The following is a 14981-nucleotide window of genomic DNA, read 5'->3' as shown; positions in this document are numbered from 1 at the left end:
TAATTAATGAGTTGAATCTGGTCTGTGTTTTTCCCAATACCAAAGCAATCCACCCAAATAAATCGAATGTACCAATTGCGCTTCAATCCCAGTCCAATTTTCCACCGAGGCACTTCCGAAAACCAAAAGTCCCATCAGCGCCAAGCCAGCATAAATGGTATATTTGGTTTGATATCCAATTAATAAAACCAATCCAATCAGAAATTCTGCAATCGGAATAAAGTATCCGAACGGCGTCAGCAAACTCTCAGGAATCGCTGATTTTTCCATAGATTTTACCATTCCTTCCGTGAAGATTTGCAATTTTGGTATTCGTACCAAGCCGTGACCAAAGATGGAAAGCGCAACTGGCAATCTTAAAAAGAAATAGGTGGTTTTGAAGTCTTTCATAGTTTTAAACTTATTTCAAATGGCTGTAAAAATCAGGTGTTGGATTCAGACTTTTATTTTTCCATTGATGCCAATGAGGATAAGTCGGTGGAACTTCACTGGCTTTGTCCAGTTTTTCAACCTGTTCACGCGTCAGATTCCAGCCGACTGCTTCCAGGTTTTGCTTCAATTGTTCCTCATTTCTCGCACCAATAATAATGCTGGAAACAGTTGGACGTTGCAACAACCAATTCAACGCGACCTGAGCAACTGTCTTTCCAACTTCGCCGGCAACTTCTTCCAAAGCATCAATCGTGTTGTAAAAAATATCTTCCTCAACAACCGCTTCAGGAACAGGACTTCCGCCTTGAGCAATCCGCCCGTCTTGTGGAACTGGTTTGTTTCGGCCGTGCTTTCCGCTCAATCTTCCAGACGCTAATGGCGACCAAATAATCGAACCGACGTTTTGGTCTAATCCGAGTGGCATCAATTCCCATTCGTAATCGCGGTTTGCCAAGGAATAATAGACTTGATGCGCAATATATTTGCTCCATCCATATTTTTCTGAAATTCCGATAGATTTCATCAGATGCCAGCCAGAGAAATTGGAACAGGCGATATAGCGGACTTTTCCACTTGTCACCAATTCGTCTAATACTTTCAAAGTTTCTTCAATCGGCGTGTTTCCGTCGAAGCCGTGCATATGATATACGTCGATGTAATCTGTTCCGAGGCGTTTCAGGCTACCTTCGATTTGTTTCAAAATATGGAGTCGGGAAGAACCTTGATTATTTGGACCTTCACCAAATGTGAAAGTTGATTTCGTAGATAAAATAAGTTTATCGCGGGAAATATCTTCAATCGCTTTTCCGAGAACTTCCTCCGATTTTCCGTCAGAATAAATGTCAGCCGTATCAAAGAAATTGACGCCGGCATCCATACAAATGTTAATGAGTTTTTTAGCTTCATCCACTTGTGTATTTCCCCAGGCTTTGAAGAAATCACCTTCTCCACCGAAAGTTGCCGTTCCGAAACTTAGAACCGGAACTTTGAGTCCTGATTTTCCTAGAAATCTATATTCCATTTTTTTTGAATTGAATGATTAAAAAACATTGACCAATTTGTTAATACTATCAATTTCTTCTTTTGAAAGTTTAATGTCAATCGATTTTGCATTTTGAACGGCTTGTTCTGCATTTCTTGCGCCAGCCAAAGCAATCGTAATTCCGGGTCTTTCAATCGTCCAACGCAGAACCAATTGTCCAATCGTCGAATTATGCTCGTCGGCAATCGGTCTGATTTTGTCCAGAAGTTCATTGGTTTTTTTGATAAAATCCGATTGGAAATGAGGATGACCTGCTCTGTGATCGCCTTCCTGGAATTTGTAATCTGAAGTGATTTTCCCAGTCAATAAACCTCTTTCCAAAGGACTGTAAGCCAAAATAGATTTGTTATTTTCGATGCAATAAGGAACTGTTTCGTTCTCAATGCCACGATTCACCATACTGAATGGAATCTGATTGGAAACCAGTTTCAAGGTTTTCTCTGCTTCAGCCATTTGTTTCGCATTGTAATTGCAAACGCCAGCGAAACGGACTTTTCCTTGCTCAATCAATCTTGAAACGGCTTCGAAAGTCTCGTCAATTGGTGTTGTAACATCTGGCCAATGGATTTGATAAAGGTCGATGTAATCTGTTCCTAATCTTTTCAAACTTTGCTCACATTCGAAAATGATGCTTTCTTTTCCGGCGTATTTGTAAATGTCGATATCCCGACCCTCGTTATTTTTGCTATTCATCGCCAAAGTTCCTTTGTCCAGATCCCAACGCATTCCGAATTTGGTGAGGATTTGAACCTTGTCCCTAGAAATGTCTTTGATAGCTTCGCCCACAATTTCTTCGCTCGTTCCTTGTCCGTAGATTGGCGCAGTGTCGATAGACGTTACGCCGACATCATAAGAGGCTTTTATTGCTTCGATGGCTTCGTTTCTGTCTGTGCTTCCCCACATCCATCCGCCGGCCGCCCACGCTCCGAAAGTGATTGCTGAAACTTCCAAATCGCTGTGTCCTAATTTCCTGTATTCCATTTGTTGATGATTTCGATTAAATTTAAATATTAAGTTCCAATTTTTATGCCTTGAAATCTCTTTACAAATGTTGTGAAAAAATAAAATTTTTAGCTTGTACAATTAATTCAAATAATTGTATTTTTATGCTATCGTAATGAATTTAAACTTAATTTAATATTGTGAAAAAGCTGCAGTTTGAGTCTTTGGTGATTAGTGATTTGGAAGGCGAGGATTTTGGTCATCCTGCTCACAGTCATACTTATTATGAGATGATTTATGTTATGAAAGGAAATGGCAATCATCATATCAACAACATTATTCTGCCGTACAAATGTGGCGACCTTTTCCTGATTTCGCCTGATGACCAGCATTATTTCGAGTACAATAAATATTCAAGATTGATCTTCATCAAGTTCACAGACGATTATTTCAAAGGCAACAAACACCTTTCGCCAGATTCTTTCGCTATGAATTCTCCCGAAAATGTGATGCGAAAACAAGTTCTGAAAGAGAAAAAACTTATCTTCACAGAACCTTGCAAGACGATTCTAAAAAAAACGATTGAAAATATCCTTTCTTACAATTGCAGAAAAGATGTTTCCACGTCGCCGATTGTTTTTTATCAGATTCTGTCGATTTTCGGATTGATAAAAGAAGCGACTTCCAAAATGGACATCAGGTTGGATGTTGGACTTCAGAACAAGGAAGATGTGATTTCGTACATTCATCAGAATATCTACCAGCCGGAGACGATTCGAATCAAAAATATCGCTTACCATTTCAATATTTCGCCGACTTATTTCAGTGCTTATTTCAAGCGGAACTTCGAAGTTTCCTACCGCGATTATGTCAATGATTATCGGATGGCTTTGATAGAAAGAAGAATGGAATCCGGGCAAAATACCATCAAGCAAATTGCTTATGAGTTTGGGTTTACGGACGAAAGCCACCTGTCTCATTACTTCAAAAATAAGAAAAGCAAAACGCTGGGTTCGTATAAAAATAAGAGTCGGAGTTTAGCTTAGATAATGATAAAATCACTTTTTAGACTTCATTGCCTTAACTTTCTTCACAGAATCATCCGCCAATAATTTTTGATAATCATCAGATTCAGCCGGAATTAATTGGACTTTAGAATCCTTATTATGAAAAATCCCGAATCCATTTTTCTTAGCCAAAGGCGAAGTCCGCAGGCAAGCTTGTCCTTTTGAAAAGAACTTCTGTTTCTCTTCTTCAAACTCCGAAGGCGAAATATCATTTCGTTCTGCAAAAATCTCAAACAGCAATTCGTCCGAAGTATATTTCAAAGGCTTTTTCGATAGCTTTTCGAAATGATAATTGGCAATCGTTTTCTTGTCATTCTTCACCACCGGAATCACTGCTTTGGAAACCGGAGAATCTTCTGCGATTTCTATTAAAGTGTTGGTGTAATTGGTGGTGTGGGTTTTCATTGAATTATGATAACTGAGAATTAATTTAATTTGAATGTCTTTGCAACCTTTTTGTAAACTTCTAAATTTTTTTCTTTTTCACCTTTTGACTGTCCAACAATTATGTAATATTCTCTTGTTGAAGAGAATAACGTCACTTGATAAATTAGTTGCTTACTATTATCTTCAGCAACAATTTCATAACCTTCCATATCAGAAATTGTCACTTTATCGATTGTTTTGATTATTGAGTTGCTTGCGTCAGGTAATTTTTTTAGTCTGTCAATAGAAAACTGCCTGTAATCAGTATTTACTTTATTGCCTAAAGAATTAGACACTATGAGCAAGCCTTTGTCACTTGGGATTTTGTCATCTTCACTATAAAGTAAAGACCCAGCTAATGATTTTACAAGTTTATAATCTGTACCTTCAACATTAATTGAAAAATTTACAGATTGTAATGGCTTTTCGGCTAGTTTTTCATTTCGTTCAATAGTGAATAATGATTTTTTTAATTCGTTCTCACTGTCATTTGATTGTTCGGGATAAATTCCATTAACCATAACTGTTATATTTTTATCACCAAATAATAAAATCTGCTTAAGATAATTTATTCCATTTGCTTTTTGGCTAACTTTATAAAGCATCGCATCAGAGTTTTTATACTTAACATTTTCTTTAGATAGTAAGTCCATCCCTTTAGTTTTCAAAGCATCCTCTGTAAAATCTTGTACAAGTGATGAATAAGAAGTTGGAATGTCCATAATCATAATTGAAGCTCCAGTTTCAATATTTTGGAATCCTGAAAAATTGGGAGAAAGTATAAAACCTTTAGGGGGAATCATTGAATATTTTGTTCCAGGAATTAATACTGATGTAGTTTGTCCAAAACTAAAGATCGAAATTAATAGTAAACTAAAGAGAATGATATTTTTTTTCATAATGATTTTAATAATAATGTAACTATTGAATTTCGACCGTATTTTCAATATTTTTCGACCGCACCAACCACAATCCCACAAACGTTAAAAACCCATTCAAAATGATCAATTCAACACCAATTCTGTAATCCGTATTATTCGTAACATAAAGATTAATCAGATAAGTCAAAACCGGTGCAAGTAGCGTCACAGCCAATATCGAATACTTTTTTACAATCGTAAATTTCGTCAGAATCCCAAAGGCAAACAGTCCCAAAAGTGGCCCGTAAGTGTAACCCGCAATTTCCATTATCAGATATACAATCGACTTCTCATTGATGGCTTTGAAAACCATTATCAACGCAAAAAATATGACCGTAAACGTCAAATGAACTTTCATTCTCAGTCTTTTCTTTTGCTTCTCGGTTTTTTGCTGGTCTTCGTTCAAGCCCAAAAGGTCAACGCAGTATGAACTCGTCACCGCCGTCAAAGCCCCATCAGCAGAAGGAAACAGGGCGGAAATCAAACCAATAATGAAAATTACAGAAAGCGCCATCGGAAAATGATTGAGAGACAACGCCGGGAAAAGGTCGTCGCCCATAATATTGGTCACATTACCAGCCGCATCTTTGAAACCGAAAAGGTTCGTTACCACTTCTTTTCCATTCACTACATTCGTTACTGTGGAATAGCCCGCACCATTTTGTATCGCAAAAAGATAAAGCAAACCACCCAAAAACAGGAACGCCAGATTCACAAAAAGCAACGTACCGGCAAACGTCAGCATATTCTTTTTCGAGTTTTTCAGGTTGTCCACCGAGATGTTTTTCTGCATCATTTCCTGGTCAAGACCCGTCATCGCAATCGTGATGAACATCCCGCCCAGAATGGTTTTCAGAAAAAAAGTCTTGGAATTAATATCAGTATTGATGAAATGCGTGTACTGCTTTTGCTCCAAAATCGAGTAGGCTTCACCGAAAGACAGATTCAAATTCGATAATATATAAACGATGCACGCAATCAAACTCAAAATCATAAACGAGGTTTGCAGTGTATCGGTAATCACAATCGTTTTCACGCCACCTTCAAAAGTATAAAGCAAAATCATCAGCAACAGCACAAAAGCCGTTACCCAAAAAGGAACACCAAGATTCTCAAGCAAAAATATTTGAAGAATATTCACTACCAAATACAACCTCGCCGTCGCCCCAATCGCTCTGGAAATAATGAAAAACAAAGACCCGATTTTATGCGCCTCCACATTGAATCGTCGCCCCAGATAAGTGTAAATCGAAGTCAGATTCATCCGGTAATATAGAGGAAGCAGAACGCCTGCCACAATAAAATAACCGGTGAAAAATCCAATCACCATCATATAATATTCGAAACCGCCAAACGCATAATCGCCCGCCGTCATCTTGCCCACCGTGCCTGGAACCGATATAAACGTCACTCCCGAAAGCGACGTCCCAATCATCCCAAACGCCACCAGCCACCATTTACTCTTCTTGTTTCCAATGAAAAAAGACTGGTTGTCCGAGTTACGGCTTGTAAAATAAGAGATGACCAAAAGCCCGATAAAATAGGCAAAAACGAATAATAATAAAATAGTTCCCGGATTCATTGTTCAAATTTGAGTTGAACAAAAATAGTTTTTTTATCGCATTGCTCAGAAAATAATTTGGGCAGCTTTATCCGCCTGTAGTTTATCCTGAGCGAAGTCGAAGGGCTTCCAATCTTTTTCGCACAAAGTTTCAAGTTCAATAAAAAACGGGCAACACACAAAAAAGGATTTCCGCTCAAACCTAACCAACTGTTTCATCAATTCAAATTAAAAATAAACAATTGAAAAAAGTCGGGCTGCAGATTCAACATACAAATTAAAGAAGATAATCATAACCCAGTTTGTCATTCCGCAGGAATCTAAATTCAGTAGCTAACCTATTCAAATAAATTAATATAAGCCAAAGTTTGTCATTCCGTTCAAATAAAAATAAATTAGAGATTTGTGCTGAAAATTGACATTCAAACCAAATCCAAGATTAACTATTAGGTCGCTCCTACGGACCTTCGTTTGTGTAGTATTAGATTGTTATTAACAGTTTACTCCGCTGGAGCATATCAAGTGTAGTATTTATATTCTTACATCCGGAAGTTATATTCTTGCATCCGTAAAGTATATTGTTACGTCCGGAAGTTATATTCTCGCATCCGGAAATTATATTCTCGCATCCGGAAAGAATATTCTTGCATCCGGAAGTTATATTTTTACATCCGGAAAGTATATTCTTGCTCCTGTAATTTATATTCTTGCACCTGTGAATCATATTTTTACGCCTGCAAACAATATTCTCGCTCCTGCGAGTTATATTCTTGCACCTGCCAAATTTATTCTCATACCTGCAAATGATATTTTCTTGAAATTCGCTCCGTAGGAGCACTCTGTTAATAGAATTTTAAAGCCGACCCGAAATCCGAGCTCCGTAGGAGTGGCCTATTAATAACAACCACTCGCAAAATCATTGATTAAAACAACATTACCGCGTCGGAATCATCTTCTTCACCACAATATAAATTAAAACGGCAGACAAAACTAAAACTGAAAACGAACCAATCCACAACGTATCAAACCCAAATTGGCTCACAATATTAGTTCCCAAAAAAGGCGTTATGATAAACGAAAAGGAAAAAGCAATCCCATTCATCCCCATATAAGCACCCTTGTTTCCCCGCGCAGAGCGTATTGCCGTGACTGTGGACATAAAGGGAAGCGCCAATATTTCACCAACTGATAAAACCGTCATAGAAAATAATAACATAGGAATGGAACTTCCGAAAACCAAAGCCAAATAAGACAAGCCACAAAGAAAAATCCCGACAAACAGTATCTGAGGAATCTTCAATGTCCGTTCAGCGATGCTTACAAGCGGCATTTCCATCAGAACAATAATGAATCCGCTGTAGCCCAAAATAAAACCAATCGTGCTCTGGCTCAGCTTTGCAACATCTTTATAAAAAATCGGAATCGTGTTGAAAAACTGGAAAAAACAAATGGCAAAAATGGTACACAAAAAACTATAAAGTAAAAATGTGTAATCTTTGTAAGGCGATTTTGTAATGACTTTCTCAACAGTTGTTTCGGTTTCCAGTCTCTTTTTCTCCCGGAAGATTTTATTTCTTTTCCGGAAAAAGATAACATAGATAATTCCTGCACTCAAAGCACCAACTGCATTCACGATGAACAAAAAATTATAAGAAATCCCGGACAATATTCCACCCAAAGCGGGACCAATTGAGAAACCAAGATTAATCGCCATTCTGTTTAATGAAAAAGCTTTCGTCAGATTTTCCGGTCTTGCATATTTGGTAATCGCCACAGAATTTGCAGGACGAAATGTATCGCTAATCGTACTCTGAAGAAAAATCAAAAAGGCCATCATCTCAACACTCGGAAAAAACGGAATAATGAGAAACACAGGTGCACTCAAAAAAAGACTCCAGGACTGAACATAATATTCTCCAAACTGATCCGTCAGATATCCGCCCAGCCAGGAACCGACAACGGAACCGATGCCGTAAAAACTCAAAACAATTCCAGCAGATTCCAAACTGAACTTCAAATGAGCTGTCATATAAACGCCCAGAAATGGCAAAACCATAGAGCCGGAACGGTTGATCAGCATTACGACAGACAACATCCAGGCTTCTCGTGAAAGCCCTTTGAAAGTGTTGATGTAAGAATTGAAAATTTTCACTTTAGATTTTAAAACTTCAAATTTACCCAAAAAAGAAAGCCATCCGTAAAGAATGGCTTTCAAAGTTTATCATTTAGAATCAATCTAACATCTAAAGTCTAATTTCTGATTTTAAGGCATTTTAAAACCTCTTGTTGTAATCCTTCCGTAGCTGTCTACGTATTTTACCTGAACGTTTCCTTTGTAATTATTTAGGATTTTCTCAACATCTTTCTGAGAATTAACAGGTTTTCCGTTGATTTCCATGACGATGTAATTATCAACAACTCCTATCTTGTCCATCTCGCTACCTTCGATGACATTTTTAGTAATGACGCCACTTTCCAGGCCATAATCGGTTTTTACTCTATCGCTTAAAGGTTCGAATTCAGATCCGATTTTTTCCACCACAGTTAAATCATCTTTACTTCTTGATGACGTTCCGCCTTTCAAATCTTTCAGGGTAACGTTCACATTGTTCGTTTTACCATTTCTGATGTAAGTTACTGCAACTTTATCACCTGGTCGTCTGCTTCCAATCGCAAGAGAAAGGTCGGAGAATCCTGTAATATCTGTGTTGTCGATTTTTGTAATGATGTCGCCAGGTTCTATTCCTGCATCTTCAGCACCACTTTTTTTCGTGATTTCTGTGACGTAGATTCCGTCGCCAGCTTTCAGATTTTTCTTTTCTCTTTGGTTGTATGCTGCCACTTGCATTTCATTAGACAAATCTAAACTTCCAACACCAAGAAAACCTCTCTGTACCAACCCAAATTTTTTAATATCCTCAACGATTTTTCTCGCAAGATTCGAAGGAACCGCAAAGCCATAACCTTCATAATATCCGGTTTTTGACTGAATTGCTGTATTGATTCCAATTAAATCTCCATTTACGTTGACCAATGCACCACCACTGTTTCCAGGATTAATGGCCGCATCCGTTTGGATGAAACTTTCAATTGGTGTTCTGGATTGCTGACTCAAGATATCGATGCTTCTTCCTTTTGCAGAAATAATTCCGGCAGTTACGGTGGAGTTAAGTCCAAGTGGATTTCCTACTGCCAGAACCCATTGTCCGACTTCCGTCAAATCTGAGTTGGCAAAATTAAGATAAGGTAAACCTTTCTCTTCAATTTTTAAAAGTGAAATATCGGTGTTCGGGTCAGTCCCGATTAATGTGGCGACGTAAGTTTTTTTGTTGCTTAAAACAACTTCCAGTTTATTAGCGCCTGCAACCACGTGATTGTTGGAAATAATATAACCATCTGGTGAAATAATAACACCTGAACCCAATCCTGAAGGCATGTTTTTAGGAGGTTGCTGCTGTTGTCTCTGCTGATTCCCACCTTGTGGACCAAAGAAAAAATCGAACATATCCGTCTCCGGCATTCTTTGAGAAGCCGCACGGTCCTGATAATTTTTGATGGTTACCACAGCCGGAACCGTAGTTTTGGACGCTTTGACAAAATCATCACCCACTGCAGAACCGATGCCTGCAAAAGATGCTTTGTTGGAAGCTGTTGTGAAATATGAGAAATCTTCTCCATTGTTTTCGTGACCAAAATATTGACTGGCACCGAAAACCGTTGCGCCGGAAATAACCCCGGTCAATGCAAAAGGCATTAGTTTTTTGAAAGTATTCTTCATCTTAATATTCATTTCTTTTTTGAGATTATTGTTAGACAAATTTAATGCTAAATTAGTATGAACTAAAAACTTAGTGTTACAGTTTTAACGAAGTTTAACCATTTTTAAAAATTCCTTAATAAAATAACATTTATTTTAAGTCAAATTGGCAGTTGAGATTTGTAATAACTGAAATGATAAAATCAAATTTCTATTTTAATGTCAAAATTTCTTCAGAATCTTAAATAATAGGAATGTTAAAATGATGTAAAATGTTCTGTGTGTCACTTTTGGCAGAACTTTTGTTTTTAAAGCTTCAAAAAAATAAGTTATATGAAAAATACAATAAAAGTTGCTTTGGGATTTGCTGCAGGTGGCGCATTGATTTTATTGAATCAATTGAGAAAGAAAAAGAAAAAAGAGCAGAATAAATTTATGGCACCTGACGGAAACAAATATCTGAAAAACGAGATGTACAGAAATGCGGAAGGAGAAATATTTAAAAATGGAAAAAAAATGCATTTCGAAACGCCGAAACATCTGAATGATGCGAATAATAAAATAGATGCTCGTCTTGCAAGAACTGTTCAGTTCAATGACCAGAATCTAAATAACAGAAATGTGACTTATCACAAACGCGGGGTAAGACATCATTAATAAAAATTAATCACAAAAGAATAAATTATGGAAACGGAAAATATCGTCGAAAGACTAAATAAATACGAGTTTGATAACAGCAATGTTTACACAGGTTTCAAATCGGTAGGTGAGGCTAGACAGTTTGCAACGGAAAGAAACGGAAAATTAGTTGAAGTTGGTTTCCTTGACGGAAATGACAATCCTGTTGAAGATGATTCCCAAAATCTAATTGCTGAAAATAAATATTACAAAGCTTTTGCTGGACCTGATTATAAAATAATCCATTCATCGGATGAAGGTTTTCAGGAAGTTGCGGATAAATTAAAGGAGAGACAAACTGAAATCACGGAAAAAAGTCCGGATGAAAAATACTTCTCAGATGCGGATTGGCAAATTAAAGAAGATGCAGTAATTGTTTTGTTCAAAGGGGAAATTGAAAATATTACTTCGCGTGAACGTTCAAAATATCTGATGCATACGAAAGTGTATGAATTGGCGGTAAGTGTTCCAAAATCAGAATAAAAATTTAAAATCAAAATTTGAAAAGATGGCAGCAACTAAAAAATATTCAGACAAAGCTCAGGAGAAAGTTGGAAAAGTGATGCACGAATTCAAAGAAGGGAAACTGAAATCCAGCTGTGGTGATAGAGTAACAAGCAAGAAACAGGCGGTCGCTATCGGAATTTCCGAAGCCAGAGAAAAAGGTTTGAAAGTTCCGAAAGATAAAAAATCTAAATAATATGAATCCGGTTTAATTGCCGGATTTTTTATGTTTAAATATAGGTATTCGATAAAATTTCTTCATTTGGAATGATTTGGATTTTATTAATAACTTTGCAGACTTATGTCAGAAGTCATTTCCCAACCGAAAACCGTTGCGTTTCATACACTTGGCTGCAAACTGAATTTTGCAGAAACATCAACTATTGCCCGAACATTGACAGATGCAGGTTATCAAAAAGTCAATTTTGATGAGCCGGCGAAAGTTTATATTATTAATACTTGCTCAGTTACAGAAAATGCGGATAAAGAATGTAAACTTCACGTCAAGCGCGCAACGAAGGCAAATCCAGATGGATTGGTCGCCATTATTGGTTGTTATGCGCAGTTGAAACCTGAAGAAATTTCTTCAATTACCGGCGTTGATTTGGTTTTAGGAGCGAAGGAGAAATTTAATATTCTGAGTTATCTGGATGATTTGGAGAAATCGGAAAGTCGTGCTGAGATTCATTCTTGTGAGATTGATGAAGCCGATTTTTTCGTTGGTTCTTACTCAATTGGCGACAGAACTAGAGCTTTCCTGAAAGTTCAAGACGGTTGCGATTACAAATGTACTTATTGCACGATTCCTTTAGCAAGAGGAATTTCAAGGTCTGATACCATCGATAATGTGGTGGCGAATGCTAAAGAAATTGCAGCGAGAGGTATTAAAGAAATTGTTTTAACCGGTGTTAATATCGGTGATTACGGAAAAGGTGAATTTGGGAACAAAAAACACGAACATACTTTTCTGGATTTAATTTCTGAATTGGATAAAGTTGAAGGCATCGAGAGAATCAGAATTTCTTCTATAGAACCAAATCTTTTGAAAGACGAAAGTATTGAACTCGTTTCTAAAAGCAGAAGTTTTGTGCCGCATTTTCATATTCCGCTTCAGTCAGGAAGTGATGAATTATTGAAGAAAATGAAACGCCGTTATTTAACAAATTTATATTATAACCGAGTAAATAAAATCCGAGAAGTAATGCCGGAAGCTGCAATTGGCGTGGATGTCATCGTTGGATTTCCTGGTGAGACAGAAGAATTGTTTATGGAAACATATAACTTCCTGAATGATTTGCCAATCAGTTATCTGCACGTTTTCACATATTCTGAAAGAGAAAATACAGAGGCAGCAGAAATGTCTGGCGCAGTTCCAATCCCCGAAAGAAAAAGACGAAACAAAATGCTGAGAATCCTTTCCGAAAAAAAGAAAATGGAATTCTACAGAAGTCAACTCGGAAGAAAACTGAGCGTTCTCTGGGAGCACGAAAACAAGAACGGAATGATGTACGGTTTTACAGAGAACTACGTAAGAGTTTCCAAAGCATTTGACGAGAAATCCATCAATCAAACCGAATCAATCATTCTTGACAAAATATTAGAAGACGGAAGTGTTTCTATCAAAGAAAATCAGTTTGTTGATTTTTTGGCGAAGATTTTTTAAATTATACATTTATAGAAATAAAAAAGCGGAATATTTTAAATACTCCGCTTTTTTATTTTTATAGAAAAGATAATTAGTCTTCTGTTGAAAGTCTGGCTCTGGTATTGTAAAGTTGAAAGTTAAATACAAAACTTCTGTTGTTATAACTTGTACCATAGATGTTGCTATCTCTTGCAAAAGCAGCTCTGGAAGGAACAATAATGATACCCTGCATATTATAATTTGCAGAGGCGTCTAAGTCAAAAGTTTTAAAATATTTTAAACCTTCCTGAAATCCTTCTATTTCATAAAAACTTCTTCCATAGGTTGTGCTGTAAGTGGTATTGTAATTTTTAATTACAGAATTTTTCACATAAAAGTAAGCTGGATCCTCTATGAGATTACCTGTAGCGACAGTATTAGCGAAAGTGGATTCTCCTGTATAAACAATTTTATCATCTACTTTTCCGGAAACATAACTTTTCACAATCTGCATTAGACTGATAACATCTGTTGTTCCAATATCTTTTCCTGGGGTAGGTTCCGCACCTGGTCTTATGATATAAATTACTCCTGAAGGAAGCGTTTTGTAATCATAGTCTATCAGCTTTTTTTCAGTATCATCAGTGGTGATAGTACTATCAAAAGGTGTAATTACGCCTTTGCTGTTGAGATAATTTTTGGTCAGAAAGTCCTTGGCCGCCACATCATCATAGGTATTTTGTTCCTCTACAGTCAAGACAACAGTTGTGTCCACTTCATCATCATCTTTCTTACAACTCTGCAATGCAACCACAGAAAGAGCAATTCCTAAAAGTATTTTCTTCATTTTTTTATTTAATCTTAAATTGCGATTAATTTAACGTGACAAAAGTATAAAAAATTATGAGAATAGATAAATATTTGTGGAGTGTAAGATTTTATAAGACAAGAACTATTGCTACAGAAGACATAAAAAAGAACAGAGTGAGCATTGGAGAAAATCCTGTGAAAGCCTCCAAAGAGGTAAAAGCCGGCGATGTTATCAAGATCAGAAAAAGCCAAATCGAGTATAAAATAAAAGTTCTCGACATCCCGAAAAGCAGAGTAGGAGCGAAGCTTGTTGCCTTGTATGTTGTAGATATGACGGAAAAAGATCAATACGAAATCCTCAAGATGAGAAAAGAATCACAAGATTATTACCGTCAGAAAGGCATCGGAAGACCTACTAAAAAGGATCGGAGAGATATGGATGATTATGTGGATGATGGTGCGCCAAATGATATGGAAAGTGATGATTGGGATACTTTTTTCAGAGAAATCAAAGATGATGAAGATTAGATATCTAATAATTTTATGATTTCATCAGATACTTCGGTTGCGTTTTTGGAATCTGTATCGATTGTGTAATGTGCTTTGGAATAATAAGGATTTCTCTCGAAAAGATGTTTTGCGATGAATTCCGGAATGTCAGAATCTTCTAATTTTGAAATCAAAGGTCGCGTGTGTTTTTGTAATAAGACACGATTGGTAAGTGTGTTTACAGATGCTCTCAGAAAAATGCTTTTTGATTTTTCATTGATGGCATTCATGTTTCCATAATAAACGGGTGTTCCTCCGCCAAGACTCAAAACAATATTTTGTTTGGAGTTCAAAATTTCCTCTAAAATTCTTTTTTCCTCTTTCCGAAAATAGATTTCGCCTCTCTTTTCGAAGATTTCGGGAATGGTTTGCTGATGTTCCTCAGAAATTTTTTGATCGAGGTCTATTAATTTGAAATTTATTTTCTGGCTCAAGTTTTTGGAAATGTGAGTTTTACCACTACCCATATATCCTAACAGAGAAATTATCATAATTTTATTTTAAACAAAGTTCGAAAAAAATTTTGAGATTTTAAAAAAACGCCTATCTTTGCACCACTTTAAAACGAAATAGTAATATTGAAATTTTAAATGTGGCCGACTCGGTAGCTCAGCTGGTAGAGCAATACACTTTTAATGTATGGGTCCTGGGTTCGAATCCCAGCCGGGT

17 protein-coding genes are annotated in these 14981 nt (G+C 36.7%); 6 read left to right on the top strand and 11 right to left on the bottom strand.

Annotated features, from left to right (window positions below):
- Positions 1–3: 3 nt before the first annotated feature.
- Genes OPU68_RS11815 through OPU68_RS11805 form a run of 3 tightly spaced genes read right to left on the bottom strand, consistent with a single transcriptional unit; the run spans position 4 to position 2455 of the window.
- Positions 4–390, bottom strand: a complete 387-nt coding sequence (locus OPU68_RS11815; RefSeq protein WP_498474192.1) for a MauE/DoxX family redox-associated membrane protein — start codon at positions 388–390, stop codon at positions 4–6.
- Positions 391–400: 10 nt separating this feature from the next.
- Positions 401–1453 carry an aldo/keto reductase gene (locus tag OPU68_RS11810; protein ID WP_498474191.1) on the bottom strand — a complete coding sequence of 351 codons (1053 nt, stop codon included), beginning with the start codon at positions 1451–1453 and terminating at the stop codon, positions 401–403.
- A gap of 18 nt (positions 1454–1471) precedes the next feature.
- Entirely contained in the window at positions 1472–2455 is a 984-nt protein-coding gene (locus OPU68_RS11805; protein ID WP_498474190.1) for an aldo/keto reductase, read from the bottom strand.
- Positions 2456–2616: 161 nt separating this feature from the next.
- Between OPU68_RS11805 and OPU68_RS11800 the strand changes: the two genes are divergently transcribed.
- The gene (locus tag OPU68_RS11800) at positions 2617–3462 is read left to right on the top strand and encodes a helix-turn-helix domain-containing protein (RefSeq protein WP_498474189.1); all 846 of its coding nucleotides are present in this window, start codon (positions 2617–2619) and stop codon (positions 3460–3462) included.
- A gap of 12 nt (positions 3463–3474) precedes the next feature.
- Here OPU68_RS11800 and OPU68_RS11795 read toward each other — a convergent pair whose 3' ends face one another.
- The 6 genes from OPU68_RS11795 to OPU68_RS11770 all read right to left on the bottom strand — a co-directional run bounded on the left by OPU68_RS11795 (position 3475) and on the right by OPU68_RS11770 (position 10168).
- On the bottom strand, positions 3475–3888 hold the full coding sequence (locus tag OPU68_RS11795; protein ID WP_498474188.1) for a DUF6157 family protein: 414 nt from the start codon (positions 3886–3888) through the stop codon (positions 3475–3477).
- A 20-nt stretch (positions 3889–3908) separates the two neighbouring features.
- Positions 3909–4808 carry a hypothetical protein gene (locus OPU68_RS11790; protein WP_498474187.1) on the bottom strand — a complete coding sequence of 300 codons (900 nt, stop codon included), beginning with the start codon at positions 4806–4808 and terminating at the stop codon, positions 3909–3911.
- 22 nt (positions 4809–4830) lie between these two features.
- Positions 4831–6411 (bottom strand): sodium:solute symporter, encoded by a 1581-nt coding sequence (locus tag OPU68_RS11785; RefSeq protein WP_498474186.1) that lies wholly within the window; start codon positions 6409–6411, stop codon positions 4831–4833.
- 460 nt (positions 6412–6871) lie between these two features.
- A complete protein-coding gene (locus OPU68_RS11780; protein ID WP_498474185.1) occupies positions 6872–7114 on the bottom strand; it encodes a hypothetical protein in 243 nt (80 codons plus the stop codon).
- Between the two features lie 210 nt (positions 7115–7324).
- Entirely contained in the window at positions 7325–8485 is a 1161-nt protein-coding gene (locus OPU68_RS11775) for an MFS transporter (protein ID WP_498474409.1), read from the bottom strand.
- Positions 8486–8653: 168 nt separating this feature from the next.
- Positions 8654–10168 carry a trypsin-like peptidase domain-containing protein gene (locus OPU68_RS11770; protein WP_498474184.1) on the bottom strand — a complete coding sequence of 505 codons (1515 nt, stop codon included), beginning with the start codon at positions 10166–10168 and terminating at the stop codon, positions 8654–8656.
- A 312-nt stretch (positions 10169–10480) separates the two neighbouring features.
- On the opposite strand from OPU68_RS11770, the gene OPU68_RS11765 reads away from it, so the two are divergent.
- From OPU68_RS11765 to mtaB, 4 genes are all read left to right on the top strand, one after another.
- Positions 10481–10804, top strand: a complete 324-nt coding sequence (locus OPU68_RS11765; RefSeq protein WP_498474183.1) for a hypothetical protein — start codon at positions 10481–10483, stop codon at positions 10802–10804.
- Between the two features lie 27 nt (positions 10805–10831).
- Positions 10832–11308, top strand: coding sequence for a hypothetical protein (locus OPU68_RS11760; RefSeq protein WP_498474182.1), 477 nt, complete (start codon positions 10832–10834; stop codon positions 11306–11308).
- A gap of 25 nt (positions 11309–11333) precedes the next feature.
- The gene (locus tag OPU68_RS11755) at positions 11334–11525 is read left to right on the top strand and encodes a DUF6496 domain-containing protein (RefSeq protein ID WP_498474181.1); all 192 of its coding nucleotides are present in this window, start codon (positions 11334–11336) and stop codon (positions 11523–11525) included.
- A 105-nt stretch (positions 11526–11630) separates the two neighbouring features.
- A complete protein-coding gene (mtaB, locus tag OPU68_RS11750) occupies positions 11631–12992 on the top strand; it encodes a tRNA (N(6)-L-threonylcarbamoyladenosine(37)-C(2))-methylthiotransferase MtaB (protein WP_498474180.1) in 1362 nt (453 codons plus the stop codon).
- A gap of 73 nt (positions 12993–13065) precedes the next feature.
- Here the strand turns inward: mtaB and OPU68_RS11745 are convergent, their stop codons facing one another.
- Positions 13066–13800, bottom strand: a complete 735-nt coding sequence (locus OPU68_RS11745) for a hypothetical protein (RefSeq protein ID WP_498474179.1) — start codon at positions 13798–13800, stop codon at positions 13066–13068.
- A gap of 56 nt (positions 13801–13856) precedes the next feature.
- Here OPU68_RS11745 and OPU68_RS11740 point away from each other — a divergent pair, with 56 nt between their 5' ends.
- A complete protein-coding gene (locus OPU68_RS11740) occupies positions 13857–14291 on the top strand; it encodes an RNA-binding S4 domain-containing protein (protein WP_498474178.1) in 435 nt (144 codons plus the stop codon).
- Here the strand turns inward: OPU68_RS11740 and OPU68_RS11735 are convergent.
- Positions 14288–14803 (bottom strand): shikimate kinase, encoded by a 516-nt coding sequence (locus tag OPU68_RS11735; RefSeq protein ID WP_498474177.1) that lies wholly within the window; start codon positions 14801–14803, stop codon positions 14288–14290. The two genes, OPU68_RS11740 and OPU68_RS11735, sit on opposite strands and share 4 nt — an antisense overlap.
- Between the last annotated feature and the right edge of the window lie 178 nt (positions 14804–14981).

The organism is Chryseobacterium sp. TB1-D10, assembly GCF_059803555.1.
This window is presented reverse-complemented; position numbering and strand designations above follow the sequence as displayed.

Excerpts from the sequence above, each read along its gene's own strand:
- OPU68_RS11815 (WP_498474192.1), bottom strand. The coding sequence starts at position 390 with ATGAAAGACTTCAAAACCACCTATTTCTTTTTAAGATTGCCAGTTGCG.
- OPU68_RS11810 (WP_498474191.1), bottom strand. The coding sequence starts at position 1,453 with ATGGAATATAGATTTCTAGGAAAATCAGGACTCAAAGTTCCGGTTCTA.
- OPU68_RS11805 (WP_498474190.1), bottom strand. The coding sequence starts at position 2,455 with ATGGAATACAGGAAATTAGGACACAGCGATTTGGAAGTTTCAGCAATC.
- OPU68_RS11795 (WP_498474188.1), bottom strand. The coding sequence starts at position 3,888 with ATGAAAACCCACACCACCAATTACACCAACACTTTAATAGAAATCGCA.
- OPU68_RS11790 (WP_498474187.1), bottom strand. The coding sequence starts at position 4,808 with ATGAAAAAAAATATCATTCTCTTTAGTTTACTATTAATTTCGATCTTT.
- OPU68_RS11785 (WP_498474186.1), bottom strand. The coding sequence starts at position 6,411 with ATGAATCCGGGAACTATTTTATTATTATTCGTTTTTGCCTATTTTATC.
- OPU68_RS11780 (WP_498474185.1), bottom strand. The coding sequence starts at position 7,114 with ATGATTCACAGGTGCAAGAATATAAATTACAGGAGCAAGAATATACTT.
- OPU68_RS11775 (WP_498474409.1), bottom strand. The coding sequence starts at position 8,485 with ATGTTGTCTGTCGTAATGCTGATCAACCGTTCCGGCTCTATGGTTTTG.
- OPU68_RS11770 (WP_498474184.1), bottom strand. The coding sequence starts at position 10,168 with ATGAAGAATACTTTCAAAAAACTAATGCCTTTTGCATTGACCGGGGTT.
- OPU68_RS11765 (WP_498474183.1), top strand. The coding sequence starts at position 10,481 with ATGAAAAATACAATAAAAGTTGCTTTGGGATTTGCTGCAGGTGGCGCA.
- OPU68_RS11760 (WP_498474182.1), top strand. The coding sequence starts at position 10,832 with ATGGAAACGGAAAATATCGTCGAAAGACTAAATAAATACGAGTTTGAT.
- OPU68_RS11755 (WP_498474181.1), top strand. The coding sequence starts at position 11,334 with ATGGCAGCAACTAAAAAATATTCAGACAAAGCTCAGGAGAAAGTTGGA.
- mtaB (WP_498474180.1), top strand. The coding sequence starts at position 11,631 with ATGTCAGAAGTCATTTCCCAACCGAAAACCGTTGCGTTTCATACACTT.
- OPU68_RS11745 (WP_498474179.1), bottom strand. The coding sequence starts at position 13,800 with ATGAAGAAAATACTTTTAGGAATTGCTCTTTCTGTGGTTGCATTGCAG.
- OPU68_RS11740 (WP_498474178.1), top strand. The coding sequence starts at position 13,857 with ATGAGAATAGATAAATATTTGTGGAGTGTAAGATTTTATAAGACAAGA.
- OPU68_RS11735 (WP_498474177.1), bottom strand. The coding sequence starts at position 14,803 with ATGATAATTTCTCTGTTAGGATATATGGGTAGTGGTAAAACTCACATT.